This is a genomic window from Streptomyces galbus (genome assembly GCF_005280195.1).
GTDB classification, from domain to species: domain Bacteria; phylum Actinomycetota; class Actinomycetes; order Streptomycetales; family Streptomycetaceae; genus Streptomyces; species Streptomyces galbus.
Genome location: NZ_SZPR01000012.1, coordinates 575,360 through 596,275 on the forward strand (window position 1 = coordinate 575,360; position 20,916 = coordinate 596,275).

The window sequence follows — 20,916 nt, forward strand, 5'->3', positions numbered from 1 at the left end:
CCGACCGGCGGACGACGCGCGACCTTCGCGGCAGTCGCCCTGATCCTGGGCGGCGGGGGACTGATGGCGGCGAACGTGTATGCCTCCGCCACCGAGGGCGGCTCGGGATCCGACGGAAAGCCCTGGACCACGGGCGCCGTCACCATCGACTGCCCCGACGTCGGCAGCGCGTTGACGGCCGTGCCGGACGACGCGCGGGCCGAGGTCGACAAGGAACTCGCCCTCCTGGACCAGCAGACAGCCGCCGCGTACCAGCAACTCCAGGACAACGCCCAGGCCGTACGGCAGGACGACTCCTTCGCGGACAACGCGGTCATGAACCCGCTCGAGGAGAAGCGCAGCGCCACGATCGAGCGCATCGCCGTCGCCGTCGACCGCACGGGTGACCGCCCGCAGGGGCTGAAGGACCTCGCCGCCTGCACGCTGCGCACGGACGAGTCGCAGAACGGCGAGAACGGCGAGAACGGCCAGAACGGCGAGAACGGGCAGGGCGGCGAGAACGGGCAGGGCGGCCAGGACGGGAAAGGCGGCCAGGGCGACCAGAACGGCGGTGCCCAGCAGAACGGCAACGGCGGTCAGGCCGGCAACGGCCCTGTGCCCGCCGACTACGTGGACATCACCACCGTCCAGCCCGCGCAGCAGCCCGCGGACCCGGCCTCCGGCCCCTCCCGCGGCACCTTCGTCACGAGCTGCGGGGTGAACGAGAACGGCCTGTTCAACTCGGACAACGTCATCGTCGCCCCGGGCGTCAGCAACGGCGCGCACCACTTCCACGACTACGTCGGCAACCAGTCGAACACCGCCTTCGCCTCCGACGAGGACCTGGCGAAGGCGAAGACGAGTTGCGTGGACCAGGGCGACAGGTCGACCTACTACTGGCCCGTGCTGCGCCTGCAGAACGGCACGCAGGAGCGCGACGCCAAGAGCCCGGGCGGCGGTGTCGAGGGCAACGCGGGCCAGATCGTCACGCCGAAGGACGTCACGTTGACCTTCGTCGGCAACGCCCGGTCCAAGGTCACCGGGATGCCGCGGCTGCTGCGCATCATCACAGGCGACGCGAAGGCTTTCGTCAACGGCCCGGCCAACGCCAACGCGTCGTGGAGCTGCACCGGCTTCGAGGACCGCCAGCTCAAGGACAAGTACCCGCTCTGCCCGTCCGGCAGCGACGTGGTGCGCACCTTCCACTTCCAGAGCTGCTGGGACGGCCGCAACATCGACAGCGCCAACCACCGTACGCACGTGGCGTTCGCCGCCCCCGACGGCGGCTGCCCGGAGGGCTTCCGCGCCATCCCGCAGCTCGTGCAGCGCATCGTCTACGACGTGGACGCGCCCAGCCTGGACGACGGCGGCCGTAGGACCCCGCTGTTCGCGGTGGACTCCTTCCCCGAGCAGCTGCACAAGCCGGTCACGGACCACGGCGACTTCATCAACGTCTTCGACGAGAGCCTGATGCGGCAGATGGTCGACTGCATCAACGAGGGCCGCCAGTGCGGCGCCGGCAAGGACGGAGGCGGCACGGACGACGGCTCCGGCGGTAACGGCGGCGACACCGGCAACAACGGTGGCGGCGGCAACGCTGGCGGCGCGGGCGACGGAGCCGGGACCGGCGACAACGGCACCGGTGGCGACACGGGTACCGGCGACAACGGCAACGAGAACGGTACCGGTGGCGGCGCGGACGACGGTTCCGCCGGTGGCGCCCAGGAGCAGCCCCCGGCCACCGCGACCGCCGAGGCACCGCAGGACGAGCCCTCCGACGCGGCTCCCCAGACGGGTGACGGCGGCGGCGCCGCCACCCCCGGGGACCAGCCCCGCGTCTACGCGAAGCCGACGATCGCCGCGACCTCGTCGCCCGCCCCGAAGGACGCGGGCAACGACAGCATCGGGGCGAACGACAAGGGCGCTGGTGGCAACGCGGCCGCCGCCGACTCCGTGTCCACCCCGGCCCCCATCGCCCAGGACACGTCGACCGGCACGGAACAGCAGGCCGCCCAGGGCGGTCTGGCCGAAACGGGAGCGCAGCTCTGGCCCGCGGCCGCGGGCGCGGTCCTGGTGCTGGCCGGTGTCGTCCTGCTGTTCCGCCGCGGACGCCGCTCCTTCTGACACCTGCAGCTCAGGACACCCGGCGGCGCACTGCACACCAGGCCCGTTCGGACGCACCTCCCGGTGCGTCCGAACGGGCCTGCGGCTGTCCGGGGTGGCGCTCGGATCGTGGCCCCCGCGACACCTGCGCGTCACTCGAACGACTGATCGTGGAGAGGACGGGCACGGCCGCGTCACCGCGGACGTTCATCGATCGAAGGACCCACGGGCGTCTTCCGCCCCGCTCCGACATGCCGTCCGGCGTGCACGTCACGACGATGGGCAGGAGCAGGACAGGAGCGGCCCCAGGGACAGCGGCACACAGGAGAACACGGCGGAGAACGGCAGAAAACAGCCGGGAACGACGAGCAACGACAAGCAACGACAAGGAACGGCAGGGGACGGCAGGGAACCATGGGGGGACGACGCGACATGGCGGACACGACATGAGCAGTACGGGCAGTACCGACGGCACCGGGCGGCACCGCACCGCCGACCGCGACGTGCGCCGCGCGCGCGGCTGGGCCAGGGTCGCCCTGCTGATGGTCGTCGGCGCGGCGCTCGTGGTGACGGTGGGCGCCGGTTCCGGCGGCTGGCTGGTGCTGCTCGGCGGTCTGGCCGGGCTGGCAGTCGCGGGCGCCGGGCTGTGGTGGGCGCTGACGCACCGACGTCTGGGCCGCCTGCTGGGCGCCGTCCTGGCCGTGGGCGCACCGGTGGGCGTCATCATCATGTACGCGGCGTCAGGACTGTGGCCCGTCGCCGTCGGCGGACTGTCGCTCTGGGCGGCCGCCCTGGCCAGCGCACGGTCCGCCCTGCGCAAGCTGCGCAGACCACGGGCCATGCGCACCCGCAGGACGCCACGGCCGCGCCGGCCCGTCCTGATCATGAACCCGCGGTCCGGCGGCGGCAAAGTGGAGCGCCACGACCTCGTGACCCGCGCCGAGTCACTGGGCTGCCGGGTGATCCTCATCGACCCGGACGCCCCGACGGACCCGGGCGCCGAGGCGGAGCGCGCCCTGGCCGCCGGTGCCGACTGCCTCGGTGTCGCGGGGGGCGACGGCACCCAGGCACTGGTCGCCGCGGTCGCCGCCGAGCACGGCGTGCCGTTCCTCGTCGTGCCCGCCGGCACCCGCAACCACTTCGCCATGGACCTGGGCCTCGACCGCACCGACCCGGTGCGGAGCCTCGACGCACTGACCGACGGCGTGGAACTGCGCGTCGACCTCGGCGACGTCGACGGACGGCCCTTCGTCAACACGGTGTCCTTCGGGGCGTACGCCGAGATCGTGCAGAGCCCCGAGTACCGGGAGGCGAAGACGGCCACCGCGCTCGAGCACCTGCCCGACCTGCTGGCGGGGGAGGCGGGCGCCACCCTCGACGTCCGCGTCGACGACACCGTCCTGCACGCGCCGCAGGCGGTCCTCGTCAGCAACAACCCCTACGCCCGCGCCGACCCGCTCGGCGGCGGACGCCGACCGCGGCTGGACTCCGGGACGCTGGGCGTGATCGGCGTCCGCGTGGAGGGCGCCGCCCGGGCCGCCGAACTCGCCCTGCGCGGGGAGCGCGCCGGCAGCATCACCTCCGTCACCTCCCGGCGCGTGGACGTGGCGGCCGACCAGGACCGGATCCCGGTCGCCGTCGACGGCGAGGCGCTCGTCCTGCCCACCCCCGTGGTGTGCACCCTGCGCCCGGGCGTCCTGCGGGTCCGGGTGCCGCGGCGGCGCCCCGGGGCCACGTACGCGCCGCCCTCCGTCGACTGGCGTCACATCGTGGACCTCGCCTTCAACCGGCCCTGGCGCGACCCCGACGGCGAGGACCCACAGGACAGGGGCGTGATCGACCCGTCCGTATCCCGACCGGCACGGAGGACGACGACGGTGGAGCGTCGTACCCCGGCCCAGAGCAGCAAGGAGGCGGGCGATGCCTGAGCAGCGTCCCTCGACCCGTACGACCGCGGTCAGCCTGGTGCGTGACCTCGCGGCACTGGACCGGGCGTTGTACGAGGCGGTGACCGTCACGCGGACGCCCACCCTGGACAGCGCGCTGCGGCGCCTGTCCACGGCCGCGGACCACTCCAAGTTGTCCTTCGCGACCGCCGCGGTGCTGGCGTTGCGCCCCGGCCGTACGCGCCGGGCCGCCATCGTGGGGGTCGCGGCGATCGGCGTGGCCTCGGCGACGGCCAACCTGCTGGGCAAGAAGCTCGTACGCCGCCCCCGGCCGCACCGGGCCGTGGACTCGCCGTTCCCGGGGCGTCATGTGCCCATGCCGGAGTCGGCGTCGTTCCCGTCGGGGCACACCGCGTCGGCCGTGGCGTTCGCCGCCGCCGTCAGTCCCGTCCTGCCTGCCGCGACGATCCCGCTGGGCCTGCTGGCCGTCGCGGTCGGCTACTCGCGGATCCACACCGGAGTGCACTACCCCGGGGACGTGATCGCCGGCGCCGTTCTCGGGACGGGGGCGGCGGCGACGGTGCTGGCGGTCGCCGGGGCCAGGGGAGGCGCGGCGAAGAGGTGACCGGTGGGTCCACAGGTGGGCCCGCTCCCATCACCGTGCGTGCCCGGGTGATCATGGGAGCTGCTCACCGCCACAGGGTCACCAACTGGCCATGTCCGAAAGGGAAGATACTGCCGACGCTGCCCCATCGGTGACCTTCCCCACTCCGGGCGGGGGCAGGGGGAGACGGGACTTCCGCTACCGTCAGTAACATGATCAACTTGGCGTTTTGGATGGTCTGTACAGGCAACGTTCCATCCCCGACTCGTTGATCCCTTCACCCGGAGGCCCCCCATGCACTCGCCCGAGGACGCCCTGCACCAGGCACGCGCCGCGTACGAGGACCATCAGCGCACGTGCCGGCAGTGTGCCGTCGACACGGTCCCGTGTGCCGTGGCCAAGCACCTGCTGCGCCTCTACAACAACGCCAGAAGAAGCCTGCGGGGCCCGAGTTCGGCCATGCGCTGACCCGGGTGGAAGGAGCGGGCGCGCCGGTCGTCCGGCGCGCCCGCTCACGCGGGACGCACCGCGGCGCGGATGGCGTCCTGTCCCGCGTGGAAGATCGACTCCTCGCGGACGAAGGCTCCCGGACCAGGGGCGTGGATCATGAGGCCGTTGCCCGTGCAGAGCCCGGTGTGGCGCAGACCGTCGAAGAAGAAGACGAGGTCGCCGGGTCGCAGGTCGTCCAGTTCGACCGGTGTGCCCGCGCCGGCCTGGTCGGCGGTCGCCCGGGGCAGCGGTAGTCCGGCAGCCGTCCAGGCCGCCTGGGTGAGGCCCGAGCAGTCGTACGAGTCCGGCCCCTTGGCGCCCCACACGCAGGGCTTGCCGAGCTGCGCCCGGGCGAAGGCGACGGCCTTGTCAGCCTTGGCCGGGTAGGTGGGGGCGGGGCTGTAGTCGACCGTGTCGGGGGTGACGGGGCTGTGGCCGACCGGGTCGGGGGCGAAGGAAGCGGGGACGGGCCCGCCGGGAGCGGTGCCCGGCGGCGCGACGGGCGCGGTGAGGAAGCCGCCGGTGCCCATCTGTGCGGAGGGGACGGCGAACCCGCTGGTGTCCGTCGGTACGGAGGGCATGGTGAAGCCGCCGGTGTCCGTCAGGGCGAACGGGGCGGAGAAGGAGCCGGTGTCGGTCAGCGGCAGCGAGGCGGAGAAGGAGCCGGTGTCGCTCAGGGGGAGCGGGGCGGAGAAGCCGCCCGTGTCCGTGAAGGGTGACGGGACGGCGTAACCGCCGGTGTCCATCGATGCGGACGGAGCGGAGAAGCTGCCGGTGTCCATCGGTGTGGACGGAGCGGCGAAGGTGCCGGTGTCCGTCATCGCGGACGGGACGTTGAAGCCGCCGGTGTCCTGCGGTGCTCCCCAAGGCGTGGCGCTCGCCTCCCATGCGCCCCAGTTCGCGGCACCCGCCCCCTGCGTTCCCCAGGTCATGGCGTCGGTGTCCTGGGTTCCCCAGGTGAGGGCGTCCGTCTCCTGCGCTGCCCAGGAGGTGGCGCCGGTGTCCTGCATCCCTCCGGCCATGGCGCCGCCGTCCTGCGCCGCCCGGGCCGTGTAGTCGCTGTCCTGTGTCCCCCAGGTGACGGCTCCGGTGCCGTACGCCGGCACCTGCCCGGTGTCCCAAGTCGCTTCGGCCGCGAGCGGCTCGGGGGCCGGTGCGCTGGGGGACGGGAGTTCGGCCTGCAGGGGAGCGGAGGCGGCCGCTGGCGCCGGAGCCAGGGCCATCGAAGCCGGGGCGCCGTCCTCGTGTGACGCGCGTAGCCCGTCCGCCGTGGGCGCCGGGGGCAGGGCGGGCAGGGCGCGGGCGGTCAGTTCGGGGAGGTGCCGTTCGGCGGACTCCAACTCCCGGGCGCCGGCGGGCTCGACGGCGGCGCGCTGCGGACGGGACGTCACGGCGGGACGCTGGGGTGTGCGGTCGCGGGGCAGGACGGCCGGCACGGTCGGCCCGAGCACGCTGCGGGCCGTGTCGAACCACTGCCGGGCGACGGCGCTGACGGCGGCGTCGCCCGTACGGCCGCCGGAGCCGCGGCGCGCACCGGACGTCATCGCGCGGGTGGCGTTGAACGTTCCGGTGTCGGTCTCGGCGCGGTCGTACAAGGCGTTGACCCGCTGCTGGACCTCGGCCGGGCTGGGCGGTACGAGGTCCTCGAGGCGGGCCGAGCCGGTGGGTCGGGCGGGCACGGAGGGCAGGGTCGTCACAGCGGGGGCGGAGCCGCGCAGGCCGACGAGGTCGGCTCCCATGAGGTCCTGGCTGCGGTCCGTCGCCATGGCGGACGTACTCCTTCCGTGCTCCACCGGTCCAGCGTTCGGCACGGTGCGGGGGAGGCGTCCCCGCAGTACCGGCAGAAGGGGTGGTGCCGGCTGCGCGGGCGGTATCAGCAGCACCCGCACCCGTCAGGGTGTCGCGGACTCGGTGGAGGCCGCGCGGTCCGGCGGGGTTCGCCGGAGTCGGTCGTGCGGCCCGGGCGTCAACCTAGCCAACTTGTGTGACTGGTGTGAAGATTCACGCCTCGAATGTCCGATACGTTTTCGTGACCTTCGTCTCGTACGGCCTCAAGTGGCGAGCGGGCCGCCCTCCTTGGGGTGGGCGTCCAGCACCCGTCGCCGGGCCGCCTCGTCATGGACGAGCAGGGACAGCAGCGCGGCCACGGTCAGCCCGGCCTCTGCCGGATGGCGCAGCACCTTGGCGGGCTCGATGATGTAGGTGTTGCCGCGCCCCGTGCGGGTGTGGGACAGGTAGCCGTCCTGCTCGAGGTCGGCGATGATCTTCTGGACGGCGCGTTCCGTGAGCCGGCAGTGCGCGGCGATGTCACGGATGCGGGCGGTGCGATTGTCTGCGATGGCCGCCAGGACGCGCGCGTGATTGGTGAGGAACGTCCATCCTGTGTGCGGCTCGGGCACTCCCTCCATGAAGGGGATTGTATGGCGTCTAGTTCATGAACTCAAAAGACGGAACCACAGTTCATGTATTGGTTGACGTGTTGTGGGTAACCGAGCGACGCTTGAGCTGAGAACGGAAGAGACCGGGGGAGGCGGTCATGCCGGAGCCTGCGCACGACATGACCCCCCGGAGCAGGGAGGCCGCCGTGCGGGCAGAGGTGGATGGTGTGTCGGCGGTACGGGCCGTGCCCGGGCCGGTGATCGACGTCCGCCCCGAAGGTGACCGTGCCGTCGTGAGAGTGCGCGGTGACCTGGATCTGGACGCGGCACGGCCGCTGGAACAGGGGCTGCGCACCGCCCTCGGCTCATCGGTCCGCGGCGTCGACCTGGACCTGTCCGGGGTCGGCTTCTGCGACTGTTCGGCGCTCAACGTGCTGATCGCGGCCCGTCACCGCGCCCTGGCGGAAGGCAAGACGATGGAGCTGCGGGAGAGTGCCCCGACCGTCGACCGAATCCTCGACCTCACCGGCACCCGGTCCCTGCTGGCGGGTCCCGACGGCGCGACGGAGTGGGGTGGCGACGGCGAGGCCCTGCGGGAGCTGCGCGTCGAGGTGGTGCAGTTGCGGCGCGCCATGCAGACCCGTCCGGTGATCGACCTCGCCCGGGGCATCCTCATGGCGTCGTTCGGACTGGGTTCCGAGGAGGCGTGGCGCGTCCTGGTCACCGCCTCCCAGCACGCCAACACCAAGCTCCACCACCTGGCCCAGGACATCGTCTCGACCGCGGAGGGCGGCGAGCCCCGCGAGCAGCTCAGGGACCAGCTCACCGCGGCGGTGGCGAGAGTCCGCGCGGAGAGCGCCTGAGGTTCGCCCGGGCAGCCGCATACCGGCCCCTCTTCCGCCCTGGAGGCCCCTTGACGCTCGTGTCTGGCCTTCCGGCGCAGACCCGGCCAGAGCGCTTCGCTCGATTCGCGTGTCGCGACGACTGAATCGAGCGTCGAGTCTTGCCTTCGCAGCTCATCCGATCGTAGGTTTCCCTCATTCCTGCTTCTCTTGTCTTCCCTCCGATCGGGGTGCGCCATGGACCGAGCCCGACTGCGTCACCTGCTGGCCCGCGAGAGCGCGGAGGCCGAGGCGCGCAACCCCCGTTCGCAGGCGGCCTACGCCCGCGCCGACCACCTCTTCGGCCGGGTGCCGATGACCTGGATGAACAAGACGGCCGGGGCCTTCCCGCGTTACCTGGCCGCCGCCCGCGGCGCCCGGGTGACCGACATCGACGGCCACGAGTACGTCGACTTCTGTCTCGGTGACACCGGCGCCATGACGGGCCACTCGCCCGCCGCGGTCACCGCCGCCGTGCAGCACCGGTTCGCCGACCTGGGCGGCGCGACGGCCATGCTGCCGACCGAGGACGCCGAGTGGGTCGGCGCCGAGCTGACCCGCCGGTTCGGCCTCACCCGTTGGAGCTTCTCCCTCACCGCGACGGACGCCAACCGCTGGGCCATCCGCCTCGCCCGCGCGCTCACCGGCCGGCCGAAGATCCTCGTGAACAGCTACTGCTACCACGGCAGTGTCGACGAGTCCCTGATCGTGACCGGCCCCGACGGCACGGGCACCGCCCGTCCGGGCAACGTCGGCGCCCCCTGCGACGTCACCCTCACCAGCCGCGTCGCCGAGTTCAACGACCTGGAGCAACTGGAGCGGGAACTCGCCCACGGCGACGTGGCCGCCGTCCTCATGGAGCCCGCCCTCACCAACATCGGCATCGTCCTGCCCGAGCCCGGCTACCTCGACGGCGTCCGCGAACTGACGCGCCGCCACGGCACCCTGCTGATCAACGACGAGACGCACACCTTCTCCGCCGGGCCCGGCGGCTGCACCGCGGCCTGGGACCTCACACCGGACGTCCTGACCATCGGCAAGGCGATCGGCGGCGGCATCCCCGCCGGCGCCTACGGACTGTCGGCCGAACTCGCCGACCGGCTGCTGGGCCGCGACGACCTGGACCTGGTCGACATGGGCGGCGTCGGCGGCACCCTCGCGGGCAACGCCCTGTCCGTCGCCGCCATGCGCGCCACGCTCGAACACGTCCTGACCGACGCCGCGTTCGCCCACATGCACCGGCTCGCCGAGCGCTTCGAGGCGGGCGTCGGCGTGGGCATCGAGAAGCACGCCCTGCCCTGGTCGGTCAGCCGTCTGGGCGCCCGTACCGAGTACCGGTTCAGCTCCCCTGCGCCCCGCACCGGGACCGAGGCGGCGGCCGCCGGTGACACGGAGCTGGAGGACTTCCTCCACCTCTACCTCGCCAACCGTGGCATCCTGCTCACCCCGTTCCACAACATGGCGCTGATGTGCCCCGACACCACCGAGCAGGATGTGGACCGGCACACCGAGCTGTTCGCCGCCGCCCTGGCGGAACTGGCCGGCTGACCGACAACACTGTCCGGCGGAGAGGACCACCCGTGGACGAGATCGACCGCGCCATCCTGCGGGAGCTCCAGAGCGACGGACGCATCGCGTACGCCGACCTCGGTCCCCGGGTCGGCCTGTCCGCCTCGGCCGCCCGACAGCGCCTGCAACGGCTGCTGGACTCCCGGGCCGTTCAGGTCGTCGGCGTGACCGACCCGATGGCGATGGGCGGCCAGGCCATGGCCCTGCTCGGCATCACCGTCGACGGCGACCCCCGCCCGGTCGCCGACGCCCTCGCCACCCACCCCGAGGTGGTGTACTCGGTGCTGACCTCCGGCGGCTTCGACCTGTTCGCCGAGGTCGTCGCGCCGGGGGCCAAGGACCTGCTGGACTTCGTCAACGACGTCGTCCGCACCGTCGAGGGCGTCAGCGGCGTCCAGTCCTTCCCCTACTTCGCCATCCACACCCACCGTTTCCTGTGGGACGTCGGCTGAGCACGCGGACCGGGCGCGCCGACCGGGACGTATCATGCCGGTCACCCGGATCCCCCGCGGCGTCGGCTACCTGGACGTGCGCGCCACGGGCGTCACGTCGTCGCAGTACCGTCGCCGGTTCGGCGTCGCGGCACAAGTCAGCCGACGCGAGGCCCTGTCGGCGAGTCAGCCGACGAGGATCCGCTCCACGCCTTCCCGGTAGCTGGTGACCTGGAATCCAGGAAAGCGGGCCGCGAACTTCGAGCTGTCGAAGATGTTGTCGTCGCGGTAGCGGACGAGCAGCTCGAACATCTCGTCGAGCGGCTTGACGAAGCGGCGCCCGAGGCGGAAGGCGAGCATCGGCAGCACCGTGTAGCCGATCTTTCGGCCGGTGACCTCGCCGGCGATCTCGATCAGCTGGGCGTAGGACCGGCGGTCCGGGTCGACGGGCAGGTGCCACGTCTGGCCGTAGGCGTCCGGCGTGTTGCCGAGCAGGGCGAGAGCCCGGCTCGCGTCGGGGGTCCAGATCAGGGAACGCTTGGCTTGGGCGTCGACGGGGACGAACGGCCGCTTGCCCGCCTTGATCCGGTCGAACACCAGCGAGTTCGTGTAGCTCTTCGTCCGGCCCGGACCGTAGAACTCGGGCGCCCGGCCGATCAGGGCTTCGACCCGGTCGGCCCGCATGGCCTCCAGCAGCATGCCGGCGATCTGTCCGCGGACCCGTCCCTTGCGCCCGCCCGGTGCGAACGCGGTCGACTCGGTCTGGGGCGTCGGCGTTCCGGGATACATGTAGGTGTTGTCGAAGAAGACGAGCTTTGTGCCGTGTTCGGCGCAGGCGTCGATGACGTTGCGCATCATGACGGGGAACTGCCGGCTGAGCCGAGACGTAGTACTTGGACATCTATATCTCGACTCCTGGCTTCCTTGCGGGAGCGGAGACAGGGCCGTCTTGGGTCGGCGACACCTTGCCGTGGAGCGTTGTCCCCTCGAGGGGATCGACACGCGATCGCTCTTGCCTGCACCCGTCGCCTCATGGGGCGCCCCGGCGAGATCGAGGTTTCCCCCGGCCTGTCATGCGATCAAGTGAGTCGAGGGGACCCTCTGGCCAAGAGAAGCGACGAGGCGCCTTCTGGCAGGATCGGGGCATGAGCGTGCCGCGTCTCCCCTCCGGTGTCACGTCCGGTGCCACGAGTGCCCTGTCCGCCGTGAACGGCCCGCGGACGTCCTGGCGTTCCCTGTGGTCGAAGGGGTCGGCCCTGTCGATCGGATCGGTGGACTCCTTCCTGTCCGTCGGCTCCGTGGGCAGCGTCCTGTCCGTCGCCTCGGTCGGCAGTGTCCTGTCCGTGGGTCCGTCGGCTCGGCCGCGTCGCTGGCATCGGCGGGCAGTTGGCTGAGCACGGGTTCGGCGCTGTCCGCCCGTTCGTCAGGCGCGGCCCTGGCCCGGCGCACCCACCACCGCACCCGCGCCGTCACCGTCGTGGCCGCGACCGCGGTGACCCTCACGGGCCTCGGGGCCTGGTATCTCCGTCAGTCGAGGACCACCATGTCGCGCCAGCAGACGGCCAGGTCCCGGTGGAGGTCCTCCTTGCGCTGGAAGCCGTCGGGGATCGGGGCGTTGGCGTCGAAGTAGAACCCCATGACGATGAGCTGAGCACCCTGGTGCGTCGCCTTCAGGTGGTTCCAGAGCTTGGACACGTCCGCCTCGATCTCCTTGACGAACGCGGCTTTCTGGTACTCGGTGGCACGTAATGTCTTCAGTTCGACGATGATCCGCTCGCCCGGCACGTTGCTGGAGCCGTTGAGCAGCAGATCGCTGCGCTGCTTGCCGTCGAAGACGAGCTGTTCCCTGCGCACGTCGCGGGTCGAGTCCTGCGCCAGCAGATTCCCGGCGAGCTCGGCCTGCAGCCACCACTCCCAGCCCCATTCGAGGAGTTGTACGCGCCGGGCCCGCTCGCCGTTGTCGCGCACCCAGGCGAAGACGAAGTCCCGGAACTGCTGAACCGTGATGGGCATGTGGTCTCCCTCGGAGGTCTGCCTGCTGTGCCAAGGGGTCTACTGCACTGCGGGACGACCGTCCATCGAACAGACCGAAGCGGACCGTACCGTGCCGCAACGGACGTCGAGCGCGGGCCGCACCGAGGGCGCTGCCGCGCTCAGATCCAGTAGGGCGCCGAGGGCACCGCGTCGGCGCCCGAGGCGGTGAGCCCGGTGCCGGGGGAGCGGCCGCTGAGCCACGCCAGGAGGTCGGCCAGCGGTCCGCGGACCGTGGGGCCACCCGTCCCCAGCCGGCGTACCAGGCCGGTGTCCGTCGTCTCCAGGCGCAGCGGAGGGGGGTGAGGCCGCCGGGCGAGCGCCTCCGCGATGTCCTCGACGATCCACCGGGCGGCGTCGGCCGGGATGTCGCGGAAGCCGTAGCCGCCGACGGACGCCGCAAGACCGTCCGGGCCACCCTGCAACCCGGGCACGTGCGCGCATGACCATTCTGCGCTGACGTCAGCGGCGCCCCCGGACGCCCCAATGCGAGCCCCAGGCCGCACTCAACGCGCTGCCGGCCTTCCCCCGGCGAACCCTCCGCCGTGAACCTCTTCGGGGTGCCACACGGAGAAGACACGCGCTAGTTGTTAGGGTCGGGAGGATGTTGACGCTGCGGCACTCATCGAATCTCGTTCTCAGGGTGCTGGTCGTCGTAGGTCCGGCGGGCGCGGGCGATGCCGTCACGGTGTTCCAGCGACCAGTCGGCGAGAGCCTTGACGAGGTGGGTCAGGCTCGCGCCGGTCTCGGTGAGACGGTAGTCGACCTGGGCAGGCACTGTCGGGTACACGGTGCGAAGTACGAGTCCGTCGCGTTCCAGTCGGCGCACCGTCAGGGTCAGCATGCGCTGGGAGATCCCGTCGATGGCTCGTTGGAGTTGCCGGAAGCGACGCGGCCCTCCGGCGAGTTCGACGATGACGAGGACCGACCACTTGTCACCAACCCGGTCGAGGACGTCTCGGATCCCGCAGTCAGGGTGGTCGGGCTGCCCGCAGGGCTCGAGCTCGGCGGCTCCAGCGGTTACACCGGTGTGCGTCATTGACACGAAACTGCCTCCTTGTGAGCCGACCACGGCCGGTTGAAGATCTCACCGTAGTTACTGAAGAGAACCACGGTACGGAGGCAGAACCACAATGATCATGGTGACCGGCGCGAACGGCCAGCTCGCTTCCCTCACGCTCCAGGAGTTGGCCGAGCGCGACGTGCCCGCAGCCGGAGGCAGTCGCACCCCCACGGAAGGGCAGCGCCGCCTCGACTTCGATGACCCCGCCACCCTCGACTTCAGCGGCGTTTCGACCCTGGTCCTGGTCTCGGCCGGGTACGCCGAGGACGACCAGGTTCTCGCCCGCCACAAGGCCGTTCTCGATGCCGCGGGGCGCGATGGCGTCGACCACGTCGTCTACACCAGTCTGACCGGGGACGGGGTCCACCTCGGGTTCGCACTAGCCCACCGAGCCACCGAGCGGATGATCAAGGCTGGCGGACTCGGATGGACGATCCTACGCAACGGGCTCTACGCCGAACTCTTCGGCGCGCTGCTGACCTGGACCCCTGATGGCCTGGAGTCGCCGTTCGGCGACGGTGCTCTCTCTGCAGTGGCGCGGGCGGATCTGGCCACAGCCGCAGCAATCGTGGCCGGCGATCCGGGCGCGCACGCGGGCAAGACCTACGACTTGGTCGGCCCGCCGATCACAGTGACCGACATCGCCGAAAAGCTCGGAGTCGCTCATCGGACGATCGGACTCGGTGAGTACCGCGCCCGGCTCCTCGCCGACGGCAGCCTGCTGCCGTTCCAGCCACCGATGCTCACCTCCATCGCCACCAGCGTCCGCCACGGGTTCCTCAACAGCACCAGCGCCGACCTCGTCCAGCTGCTCGGTCGACCGCTCACCAACACGGTCACTGTCACTGCGGACACCCTTGCCGAGATGCGCTCCGACGCACGTTGACACGCATGGTTCATCGCAACGCGCCGCTGTCCGTTGTAGGCCGCAGGCGGCTCGTCGAGCGCTGCCGTACCCGCCCGAGCGCGCACGTCGCCGCCGAGATGGGAAATGGATGCCCGACACGATCCACGGCCGCGACTGACGGTTACCCATGCCCGCACCTACGAGCAGAAAGGCCGACAGACTCGTGATCAACAGCTTTTGTCAGAGCCAGTAAGCCGACACTGCAGAGCCCCAGAGGGACGGCCGGCACCCCCGCAGGTGAGCCTCGGCGTTGTCACTTGCGGCTGGTAGAACTGCCGTGCAGATCAAGGGCGCTGGTCGCGCCGGATGTCTCGTACGGCGGGAGCGGGCAGACACATGCGAACCAAGGACGATCACCTCACCGAGCTCTACGGGCTCCCCGCCTTCACATTCCCCGAGGAGCAGGACGCGGCCGGCGTCGTGCTGCCCGAGGCCGACGCCGTGGCCTGGCGGATCGGATACGAGCGGGGGGCTTCCGGCGAGCGGTGGACGGACACCTTCGAGCGGCTGTGCGCGGCCGTGGACAGCGCGCGCATCCGCGCCCTGATCATCGGCATCTGGGGAGATCCGGAGGACACCGAACCCGACGAGGTCATGGAGGCGTTCCTGGGCGCGCGGGACCGGCTGACAGGGCTGCGATCGCTCTATTTCGGCGACATCACCGACGAGGAGTGCCGGATCTCCAGGATCGGCCAGACCGACGTCACGCCGCTGCTCGCGAGCTATCCGACCCTGGAGGAGTTCTCGGTCCGGGCCGGCGAGTCCTACGACATTGAAGGGCTGCACCCGCTGAGGTTTCCCCGCATACGCCACGATGGGCTACGCAGGCTCGTCGTCGAGAGCGCCGGGCTGCGCGGCCACGTCCTGCGCGGGGTGGGCGAGAGCGAGCTGCCCGCGCTGGAACATCTCGAACTGTGGCTGGGGGCGCGCGAGGACGGGGGCGACGGCGAGATCGCCGACCTCGCGGGGATCCTGTCCGGGAACCGGCTGCCGAGGCTGCGCAGTCTCGCCCTGCGCAACAGCGAGATGCAGGACGAGGTCGCGGCGGCCATGGGGGCGGCGCCCATCGTCGCCAACCTCGACGTGCTCGACCTGTCGCTCGGAACACTGACCGATACCGGCGCCGAGGCGCTGCTCGGCGGGCAGCCACTGACGCACCTCAGGAAGCTCGACCTGCACCACAACTACCTGAGCGAGCCGATGAGACAGCGTGTTCGGGACGCGCTCGAACCGGCCGGCGTGGAAGTCGACCTTGACCCGTCCGACGCCGAGGCGGACGAGGACGAAAACGGCGTGCCGGTGCCCAGCATCAGTGTGGGCCCGCTCACTTACTGACCGTCCTGCCGGGCGCGTAAGTGGCCCGGATCCGTCCGGCGCCGCCATGGCGTTCCGGCCAGTCCGGGCACGTCCGCCGATCGCCAACCGGCTCGGGCGGCCGGCCGCGGCCGTCGCAGGTGACAGGGAGCTGGGTCAGTCCGACTCGGGATCGGCCGAGGCGTGATCGTCCGGTCCGCCCGGCCGATGGGCGAATCAATGAGTCTTTTCAGCGTTGCCTTTCAAGGGTGAGAACGGCTTCGGTGATGACGCTCATGCGGTTGGGGCTGATGCGGGATCTGCGGAAGATCTGCCAGGACTTCAGCCGTGCCATGCCGCGCTCGACAAGTGCTCGGGCCTGGGCGGGGGCGCGGTTGACGGTGCGCTGGGTGATGGTGAGTTCGCCGCCGGGTGGACGAATGAGGCCGGTAGTCAGCCAGGGGCCGGCGCCCTGGTAGGCGCGGTCGGCGAGGATCGGGACGCCCTGGCGTTCGCAGATCCGGATGATGCGGTGGGTGCGGGCTGCGGTCAGATCATGGGTGCGGCCTGGCAGTGCGGGCGAGATCCACAGCACCTCGCCGGTGGGGTCGGTGACGACTTGGGCGTTCACGCCGTGCTGGCGGTGCTTGGCCGAGTAGTCGGCTCGACTGTCGCCGACGCGGTCGCACTCGGCCAGGGTCTCGTCCAGCAGGACGAACTCCGGATCGTGCTCGAGCACAGTCTTGAGCAGGCCCGGGGCACAGTCGGCAAGCAGGCTGGTCACGGCAGTGACGTACGCGTGGGCGGTGCCGTACGCGTGGGCGGTGCCGATGGATATGCCGAAGCCGGACGCGATCCTGGTGCGAGACCGTGTAGTGGTGACAGCTGGCGCCATTGCCGGAGCGAGTACTGCGGGAGCAGTTGGATGCGCACTAGCCGGTGAAGCCTTCGGAGAATGGACAAAAACCGTGTGCAGCCCCGAAGTCGCGGACGAGATCGCCGGACGACTGCGCGAGGCCGTCGGCGCGATCCTCGACGAGTACACCGACGACGAAGTCTTCGACTACGGCGTCGACTGACGCCGTTGAGCGCCGGGAGGGATCACCGCATGTCCGCCCCCACCGTCCCGCCCCGCGCGTACGGTGGCCGTACGACCCGTCAGGAGGTGCCGATGAGCGCGCAGCCCGAGGAAGCTCCCGACCCGCCGGCTCCGGCCGCCGCCGCGCAGTTACTCGCCCAGCTGCGCGAGGACCGCGGCGCCGGCACCTGTGTGCCCCGCACGACCTTCATGTCCCGGCGGCCGACATCGCCCTCGCCGCCGGCAAGCTGTCCGCCAGCGACCGAAGCGACCGGGAGCGCACCATGGCCCCGAACTCCTCCACCAGGTGCAGCACCTCGGACGGAAGAATCCACATGATCGAGTGCGTGCGCGCGGTTCTACTCACTCCTGCCGACCGGCTGCTGCTGATCCGCCGTACCTGGCCCGGCGGCGTCCCCTACTGGACGCTGCCCGGCGGCCACGTCGAGCCCGATGACCGGGACCTTCGCGCGGCGCTCTCCCGCGAGGTGTGCGAAGAGACCGGTGGTGTCCCGGACATCCTCGGCCGGCTGCTGACCTTCGACGACACCCACCAACGCGACCACGTGTACCTTGCCCGGATCGCCCGCTGGTCCGAAAGCGGCCGAACCGGGCCGGAGATCGACGACCCTGACCACGGCACCTACCAGCTCGACGAGATCGCTCATGCCTCCGCAGCCCTTAGCCCCCTCCCGTTGCTCCCCGAGGCTGTCGCGACCTTTTTGCAACGGACGGCTGCGGCCGGACAGGACCTCGCCGTCCTCGCCGACCCGACGGTCCCGTGAGCACCGTTGTCGAGGGTTTCCAGGAAGGTCTCTGCGTTCATCTGCCGCGCCGCCACGAGCAAGGCCAACGCACTGGCCTGCCAGTTGAGAGGAGAGCACACCGCTCATGCGGAAGTACCACAGGGCCGGAGACTCGGTCCTGGTCCTAGCAGGCCCGCAGAAGGAGCAGACGTTGACCGTCACGCCTGTCCGGATGTTCGCTGCCGACCCCGGCTGCTACCTGCGAGGCGGCAGCGGTCTGTATGCCCCGGGGCAGGTCCAACTGGCTGCCGAACGAGTTGTCGGCAACCACTGCGGGAGGGCGTGCGACCCCTCGAAGCACGACGCCGTCGGCACCTGTGATCACTGCCGGGGGACGTGTACGAGGACGTGCGTAGCCGACAGTGGCAGAGTTGAGACAGAGAACGGCCCCGGTACCTCACAGTAGGTACCGGGGCCGTTCGGCCTGAGTTTGTCCGTCTCCTGGGGCGTACTGGATCAGTCGAGGTAGTCGCCGACGTGCGCGCAGCCCGCGTCGCCCCAGACGGCGTTCGTGTCATCGGCTGCGGCGCCGCCGCCGGACTGCCAGCAGTAGCTGATGTCGTCGTCGCCGCCGTACGCCGCGGCGGGAGCGGCGGCCATGAACCCGGCCGCGAGCAGACCGGTGAGAACGAGGGATACGCGCCTGAGCATGGGGTGTCTCCTTGTCGTCGGGGGACCTGCCCTGACTCTCCGGCAGGGGCCTCCGGCCCGCACTCCGGAAGGTGCGACCGGGTGGTGCCCCGCGCCGCACTGGGGGGCGGCGACGGCGGGCCCCTCCCTCCGTATCGCCGTCGCGCGACGGCGGTCTCGACGTCACCCTCGTCCGGGCGGGGCACACCTTCCCCCTGCACCTGGCCGACGGCCGCGCCGCACGCACCGTCGACTGCGAGGGCTCGTTGCTCGGCATCACGCCGGACCCGCGTGTGGAGACCCACCGCCTGCGGCTCCGCCCGGCCGAGAGCCTGGTGCTGTACACCGACGGTCTCACCGAGGTCCGCGACCCGGACGGCGAACAGTTCGGCGAGGAACGTCTCGCCCGGGCCCTGTCCGCGCGGCACGACGGACAACCCCAGCGGATCATCGACAGGCTCGTCGAGGCCGTGCACGCCTTCGCCCGCGACACGGGCATCGACGACGACCAGGCGGCCCTGGTCGTGACCGCGACCGCTCCGGGCGGCCCGGAGCGAGCGGCGGCCGTGTCCGGTCGGTGAGGACGGCGGTGCGGGAACCCTTCCGGACGGGCGATACTGACGGGCGCCGGGGCCGGGGGGTATCCATCACATACCCCTCGGCCCCGGCGCCGGACGTCAGCGCCAGGTGTCGTTGACGGTCAGGGTGCCGGTGGGCGGGGTGACGACGGTGCGGTTGTCACCGCTCTCCCAGGTGACGGAGCCGTCGGGGTTCTTCTTGAAGTACTTGTACTGCACGGCGGTGTTCGGCGGCAGCGGGTGGGCGCCGGTCCACAGCGGGTAGGTGCCGGACCCGGTGGTCAGGCGCACGGCCCTGGCCGGGTCCCAGCTGCCGAGGTCGGGCAGGTTGCCGGTGACGTAGAGGTTCTGGCCCCAGCTCGTGGTGGCGGTGGCGCGGAAGGTCGCGGCGACCGGGACGACGTTCCAGCTGTCGTTGGTGCCCGTGGTGTCCGCGGCGACGGTCAGGGTGCGGTTGGCGGTGCTCTCCCAGGTGATCGTGCCGGTGGGGGAGCGCTTGAGGTACTTGTACTCGACGGTGGCGCCGACGGGCAGCCGGACGCCGGCCGACCAGTTCGGATAGGCGCTGGCGGTGGTGCCCAGCGGGACGGCCTTGGCCGGGTCCCAGCCGCCGAGCTGCGGAACGCTGCCCGTGACCAGGAGGGTCTCGCCCTGCGTGGAGGCGTTCACCCGGAAGGTGACGGAGGTGTCCTGGGCCGTGGCCGCCCGGGCGTGGGGGGCGGTGCCGGCGAGCAGTCCGGCGAGGAGCACGGCCAGCATGAGCACCGGCCGCAAGGCGGCGGGCACCCGGTGACGTATCGAGAGCATGACATCCCTTCGATGCATGAGGACGAACGATGCGGCGGGTCCCTGCGCCCGCCGACCGCGCACATCCCAACACACCTTGAAGTCGAATGGTGACGGCATGCGCTCGCAGCGTTCAGAGATGCACCTGATCCGGCCGCGGAGGCCGACTCTTCTCGCGGCTTCCTTAAAGTCCTGAACGAACTGTCGACGGTTCGGGCGGGGAGTCGATCATGCTGGTCGTGGAGGAAGCGGGCACAGGCAGGGCCTGAAGGGCTTCACCCGTGGGCCACCTCGAGTCGGTGGGCGGGCCTCCGCAGGAGCCCGCCCGGCCTTGCGCAAGATGACGCAAAATCTTTCAAGCGGCTTGGCCCGGCGCCGCGCCTACCGGGCGGAGGGCAGGCGGCCCTCGTCGATGGCCCGGGTGAAGGCGGCGTAATCCTCACGGGTCCGCTCGGTGTAGGCGAGGGCGAACGCGATCGGGGAACATCGGTACAGCGCGAGCGCGCTGACCCGGTTCTCGTACTCGTGGCGGGCCTTGCGCTGAGCCGGGACCGCCGGGGTGCCCTGGCCGCCGTCGAGCGGCTGGCAGAGAGCGAGGAGCCGGCGGTGCACGATCGGGACCACGGTGACGCGCAGGGTGTACCCCTGGCCGCGCCGCACGACCACTCCCTGGACGAGCGCGGCCCGCTCGTCGGGCTCCAGGTCGGCGGCGCGGGAGGAAGTCGGCGACCTTGCCGGGCAGCTGCGCGCCGACCGGCGGGCCGACATGTGGGTGCCCGCGTTCGAACAGGACTGGGCACGCGCGCTGGACGACGCCCGGCACTCCCCAGCCTCACCCCGGTCCACCTGGTCGCCCGCACCTGGCGGGCCCGCCTCGCCTCGGCCCCGGCTGTCGACGTCTTCATCGAGGGCGGGTGCGACGACTCCGACGGCATCGACCTGGACCAGGTCCTCGGAGCCCGGACGTGAGCGACGCACAACCGCCCTGGCCCGCCCGTCTGTCGCCCCAAGCAGCAGGCACCGTCAAAGAGTTGCCCGAGCATGCACGTGAGATGCTGAGGGACGACCTGGACATCGCCGGCCGCGATCCGTGGTCGTTCCCGCCCTTCAACCCCCGCGACCCCGAAGGCGAGGACGTCCGATCCGCTTGGGTCGGACAGCTCACCGCCGTCTACTGGGCCTGGGCTTCGCGATGACGCCGATCGCGTTCTCCGTGCAGGCCCTCTTCAACGCGATCAGGGCGCTGCAGGAACACCGGCTGAGCTACTGGGCGGTGCCCCACACCAGTAAGTAGGGGTTTATCAACCTCGATGCCGCAGGTCAGAGGCGGTGTGTTGTCAGTGGTGCAGAAGCCGTCGTTCCGCGTCGGCGTTTCTCCGCGTTGGCCCGAGTGCCATCAGCTACCAGCACAGGCCCCCGACGTG

Annotated in this window: 21 protein-coding genes and 3 pseudogenes; 14 read left to right on the top strand and 10 right to left on the bottom strand. The window is 71.3% G+C overall.

Annotation, left to right across the window (positions count from 1 at the left end):
• Positions 1-63 precede the first annotated feature (63 nt).
• From E4U92_RS15585 to E4U92_RS35905, 4 genes are all read left to right on the top strand, one after another.
• Positions 64-2,103 carry a DUF1996 domain-containing protein gene (locus E4U92_RS15585; protein ID WP_137301135.1) on the top strand — a complete coding sequence of 680 codons (2,040 nt, stop codon included), beginning with the start codon at positions 64-66 and terminating at the stop codon, positions 2,101-2,103.
• Between the two features lie 425 nt (positions 2,104-2,528).
• On the top strand, positions 2,529-4,010 hold the full coding sequence (locus E4U92_RS15590; RefSeq protein WP_137300966.1) for a diacylglycerol/lipid kinase family protein: 1,482 nt from the start codon (positions 2,529-2,531) through the stop codon (positions 4,008-4,010).
• Positions 4,003-4,593, top strand: a complete 591-nt coding sequence (locus E4U92_RS15595) for a phosphatase PAP2 family protein (protein WP_137300967.1) — start codon at positions 4,003-4,005, stop codon at positions 4,591-4,593. Before E4U92_RS15590 ends, E4U92_RS15595 begins: the two co-directional genes overlap by 8 nt.
• Positions 4,594-4,866: 273 nt before the next feature.
• On the top strand, positions 4,867-5,040 hold the full coding sequence (locus E4U92_RS35905; protein WP_168374926.1) for a hypothetical protein: 174 nt from the start codon (positions 4,867-4,869) through the stop codon (positions 5,038-5,040).
• Positions 5,041-5,084: 44 nt separating this feature from the next.
• Here E4U92_RS35905 and E4U92_RS37245 read toward each other — a convergent pair whose 3' ends face one another.
• Complete coding sequence (locus E4U92_RS37245) at positions 5,085-6,827, bottom strand: C40 family peptidase (RefSeq protein ID WP_373311459.1); 1,743 nt, start codon at positions 6,825-6,827, stop codon at positions 5,085-5,087.
• A gap of 285 nt (positions 6,828-7,112) precedes the next feature.
• Positions 7,113-7,469: a helix-turn-helix transcriptional regulator gene (locus tag E4U92_RS15605; protein ID WP_168725122.1), complete on the bottom strand. Its 357-nt coding sequence runs from the start codon at positions 7,467-7,469 to the stop codon at positions 7,113-7,115.
• Positions 7,470-7,732: 263 nt separating this feature from the next.
• Here E4U92_RS15605 and E4U92_RS15610 point away from each other — a divergent pair, with 263 nt between their 5' ends.
• From E4U92_RS15610 to E4U92_RS15620, 3 genes are all read left to right on the top strand, one after another.
• A complete protein-coding gene (locus E4U92_RS15610; protein ID WP_229862072.1) occupies positions 7,733-8,302 on the top strand; it encodes an ANTAR domain-containing protein in 570 nt (189 codons plus the stop codon).
• 216 nt (positions 8,303-8,518) lie between these two features.
• Positions 8,519-9,868: a transaminase gene (locus tag E4U92_RS15615; RefSeq protein WP_137300969.1), complete on the top strand. Its 1,350-nt coding sequence runs from the start codon at positions 8,519-8,521 to the stop codon at positions 9,866-9,868.
• Between the two features lie 32 nt (positions 9,869-9,900).
• Complete coding sequence (locus E4U92_RS15620; protein WP_137300970.1) at positions 9,901-10,341, top strand: Lrp/AsnC family transcriptional regulator; 441 nt, start codon at positions 9,901-9,903, stop codon at positions 10,339-10,341.
• A 165-nt stretch (positions 10,342-10,506) separates the two neighbouring features.
• Here E4U92_RS15620 and E4U92_RS15625 read toward each other — a convergent pair.
• The 4 genes and pseudogenes from E4U92_RS15625 to E4U92_RS15645 all read right to left on the bottom strand — a co-directional run.
• Positions 10,507-11,196 (bottom strand): annotated as a pseudogene (locus tag E4U92_RS15625) (NAD-dependent epimerase/dehydratase family protein); the annotation flags it as partial.
• Positions 11,197-11,847: 651 nt separating this feature from the next.
• Positions 11,848-12,333, bottom strand: coding sequence for a hypothetical protein (locus E4U92_RS15635; RefSeq protein WP_137300971.1), 486 nt, complete (start codon positions 12,331-12,333; stop codon positions 11,848-11,850).
• 140 nt (positions 12,334-12,473) lie between these two features.
• Positions 12,474-12,785 carry a DinB family protein gene (locus E4U92_RS15640; RefSeq protein WP_168725123.1) on the bottom strand — a complete coding sequence of 104 codons (312 nt, stop codon included), beginning with the start codon at positions 12,783-12,785 and terminating at the stop codon, positions 12,474-12,476.
• 188 nt (positions 12,786-12,973) lie between these two features.
• Positions 12,974-13,396 (bottom strand): winged helix-turn-helix transcriptional regulator, encoded by a 423-nt coding sequence (locus tag E4U92_RS15645; protein ID WP_137300973.1) that lies wholly within the window; start codon positions 13,394-13,396, stop codon positions 12,974-12,976.
• Positions 13,397-13,484: 88 nt separating this feature from the next.
• Between E4U92_RS15645 and E4U92_RS15650 the strand changes: the two genes are divergently transcribed.
• The 3 genes and pseudogenes from E4U92_RS15650 (at position 13,485) to E4U92_RS15660 (ending at position 15,656) form a co-directional block, all read left to right on the top strand.
• Positions 13,485-14,300 carry an NAD(P)H-binding protein gene (locus E4U92_RS15650; protein ID WP_137300974.1) on the top strand — a complete coding sequence of 272 codons (816 nt, stop codon included), beginning with the start codon at positions 13,485-13,487 and terminating at the stop codon, positions 14,298-14,300.
• 5 nt (positions 14,301-14,305) lie between these two features.
• Positions 14,306-14,404 (top strand): annotated as a pseudogene (locus tag E4U92_RS36340) (IS481 family transposase); the annotation flags it as partial.
• A gap of 253 nt (positions 14,405-14,657) precedes the next feature.
• Complete coding sequence (locus E4U92_RS15660; protein ID WP_137300975.1) at positions 14,658-15,656, top strand: STM4015 family protein; 999 nt, start codon at positions 14,658-14,660, stop codon at positions 15,654-15,656.
• A 208-nt stretch (positions 15,657-15,864) separates the two neighbouring features.
• Here E4U92_RS15660 and E4U92_RS15665 read toward each other — a convergent pair.
• A pseudogene (locus E4U92_RS15665) lies at positions 15,865-16,473 on the bottom strand (transposase family protein); the annotation flags it as partial.
• 554 nt (positions 16,474-17,027) lie between these two features.
• On the opposite strand from E4U92_RS15665, the gene E4U92_RS15675 reads away from it, so the two are divergent.
• Positions 17,028-17,477, top strand: coding sequence for an NUDIX domain-containing protein (locus E4U92_RS15675; RefSeq protein WP_168725124.1), 450 nt, complete (start codon positions 17,028-17,030; stop codon positions 17,475-17,477).
• 477 nt (positions 17,478-17,954) lie between these two features.
• Here E4U92_RS15675 and E4U92_RS15680 read toward each other — a convergent pair whose 3' ends face one another.
• Positions 17,955-18,149 (bottom strand): hypothetical protein, encoded by a 195-nt coding sequence (locus E4U92_RS15680; RefSeq protein ID WP_137300978.1) that lies wholly within the window; start codon positions 18,147-18,149, stop codon positions 17,955-17,957.
• Positions 18,150-18,220: 71 nt separating this feature from the next.
• Here E4U92_RS15680 and E4U92_RS15685 point away from each other — a divergent pair, with 71 nt between their 5' ends.
• Entirely contained in the window at positions 18,221-18,709 is a 489-nt protein-coding gene (locus E4U92_RS15685) for a PP2C family protein-serine/threonine phosphatase (RefSeq protein WP_137300979.1), read from the top strand.
• A 96-nt stretch (positions 18,710-18,805) separates the two neighbouring features.
• On the opposite strand, the gene E4U92_RS15690 is transcribed toward E4U92_RS15685, so the two are convergent.
• Positions 18,806-19,513 carry a CBM20 domain-containing protein gene (locus E4U92_RS15690; RefSeq protein ID WP_168725125.1) on the bottom strand — a complete coding sequence of 236 codons (708 nt, stop codon included), beginning with the start codon at positions 19,511-19,513 and terminating at the stop codon, positions 18,806-18,808.
• Between the two features lie 360 nt (positions 19,514-19,873).
• Positions 19,874-20,260, bottom strand: coding sequence for a hypothetical protein (locus E4U92_RS36635; protein ID WP_229862074.1), 387 nt, complete (start codon positions 20,258-20,260; stop codon positions 19,874-19,876).
• Here E4U92_RS36635 and E4U92_RS15700 point away from each other — a divergent pair, their 5' ends adjacent.
• Both E4U92_RS15700 and E4U92_RS35915 read left to right on the top strand, forming a co-directional pair.
• Complete coding sequence (locus tag E4U92_RS15700; RefSeq protein ID WP_137300981.1) at positions 20,261-20,461, top strand: hypothetical protein; 201 nt, start codon at positions 20,261-20,263, stop codon at positions 20,459-20,461.
• A 178-nt stretch (positions 20,462-20,639) separates the two neighbouring features.
• On the top strand, positions 20,640-20,786 hold the full coding sequence (locus tag E4U92_RS35915) for a hypothetical protein (protein WP_168725126.1): 147 nt from the start codon (positions 20,640-20,642) through the stop codon (positions 20,784-20,786).
• Positions 20,787-20,916 lie beyond the last annotated feature (130 nt).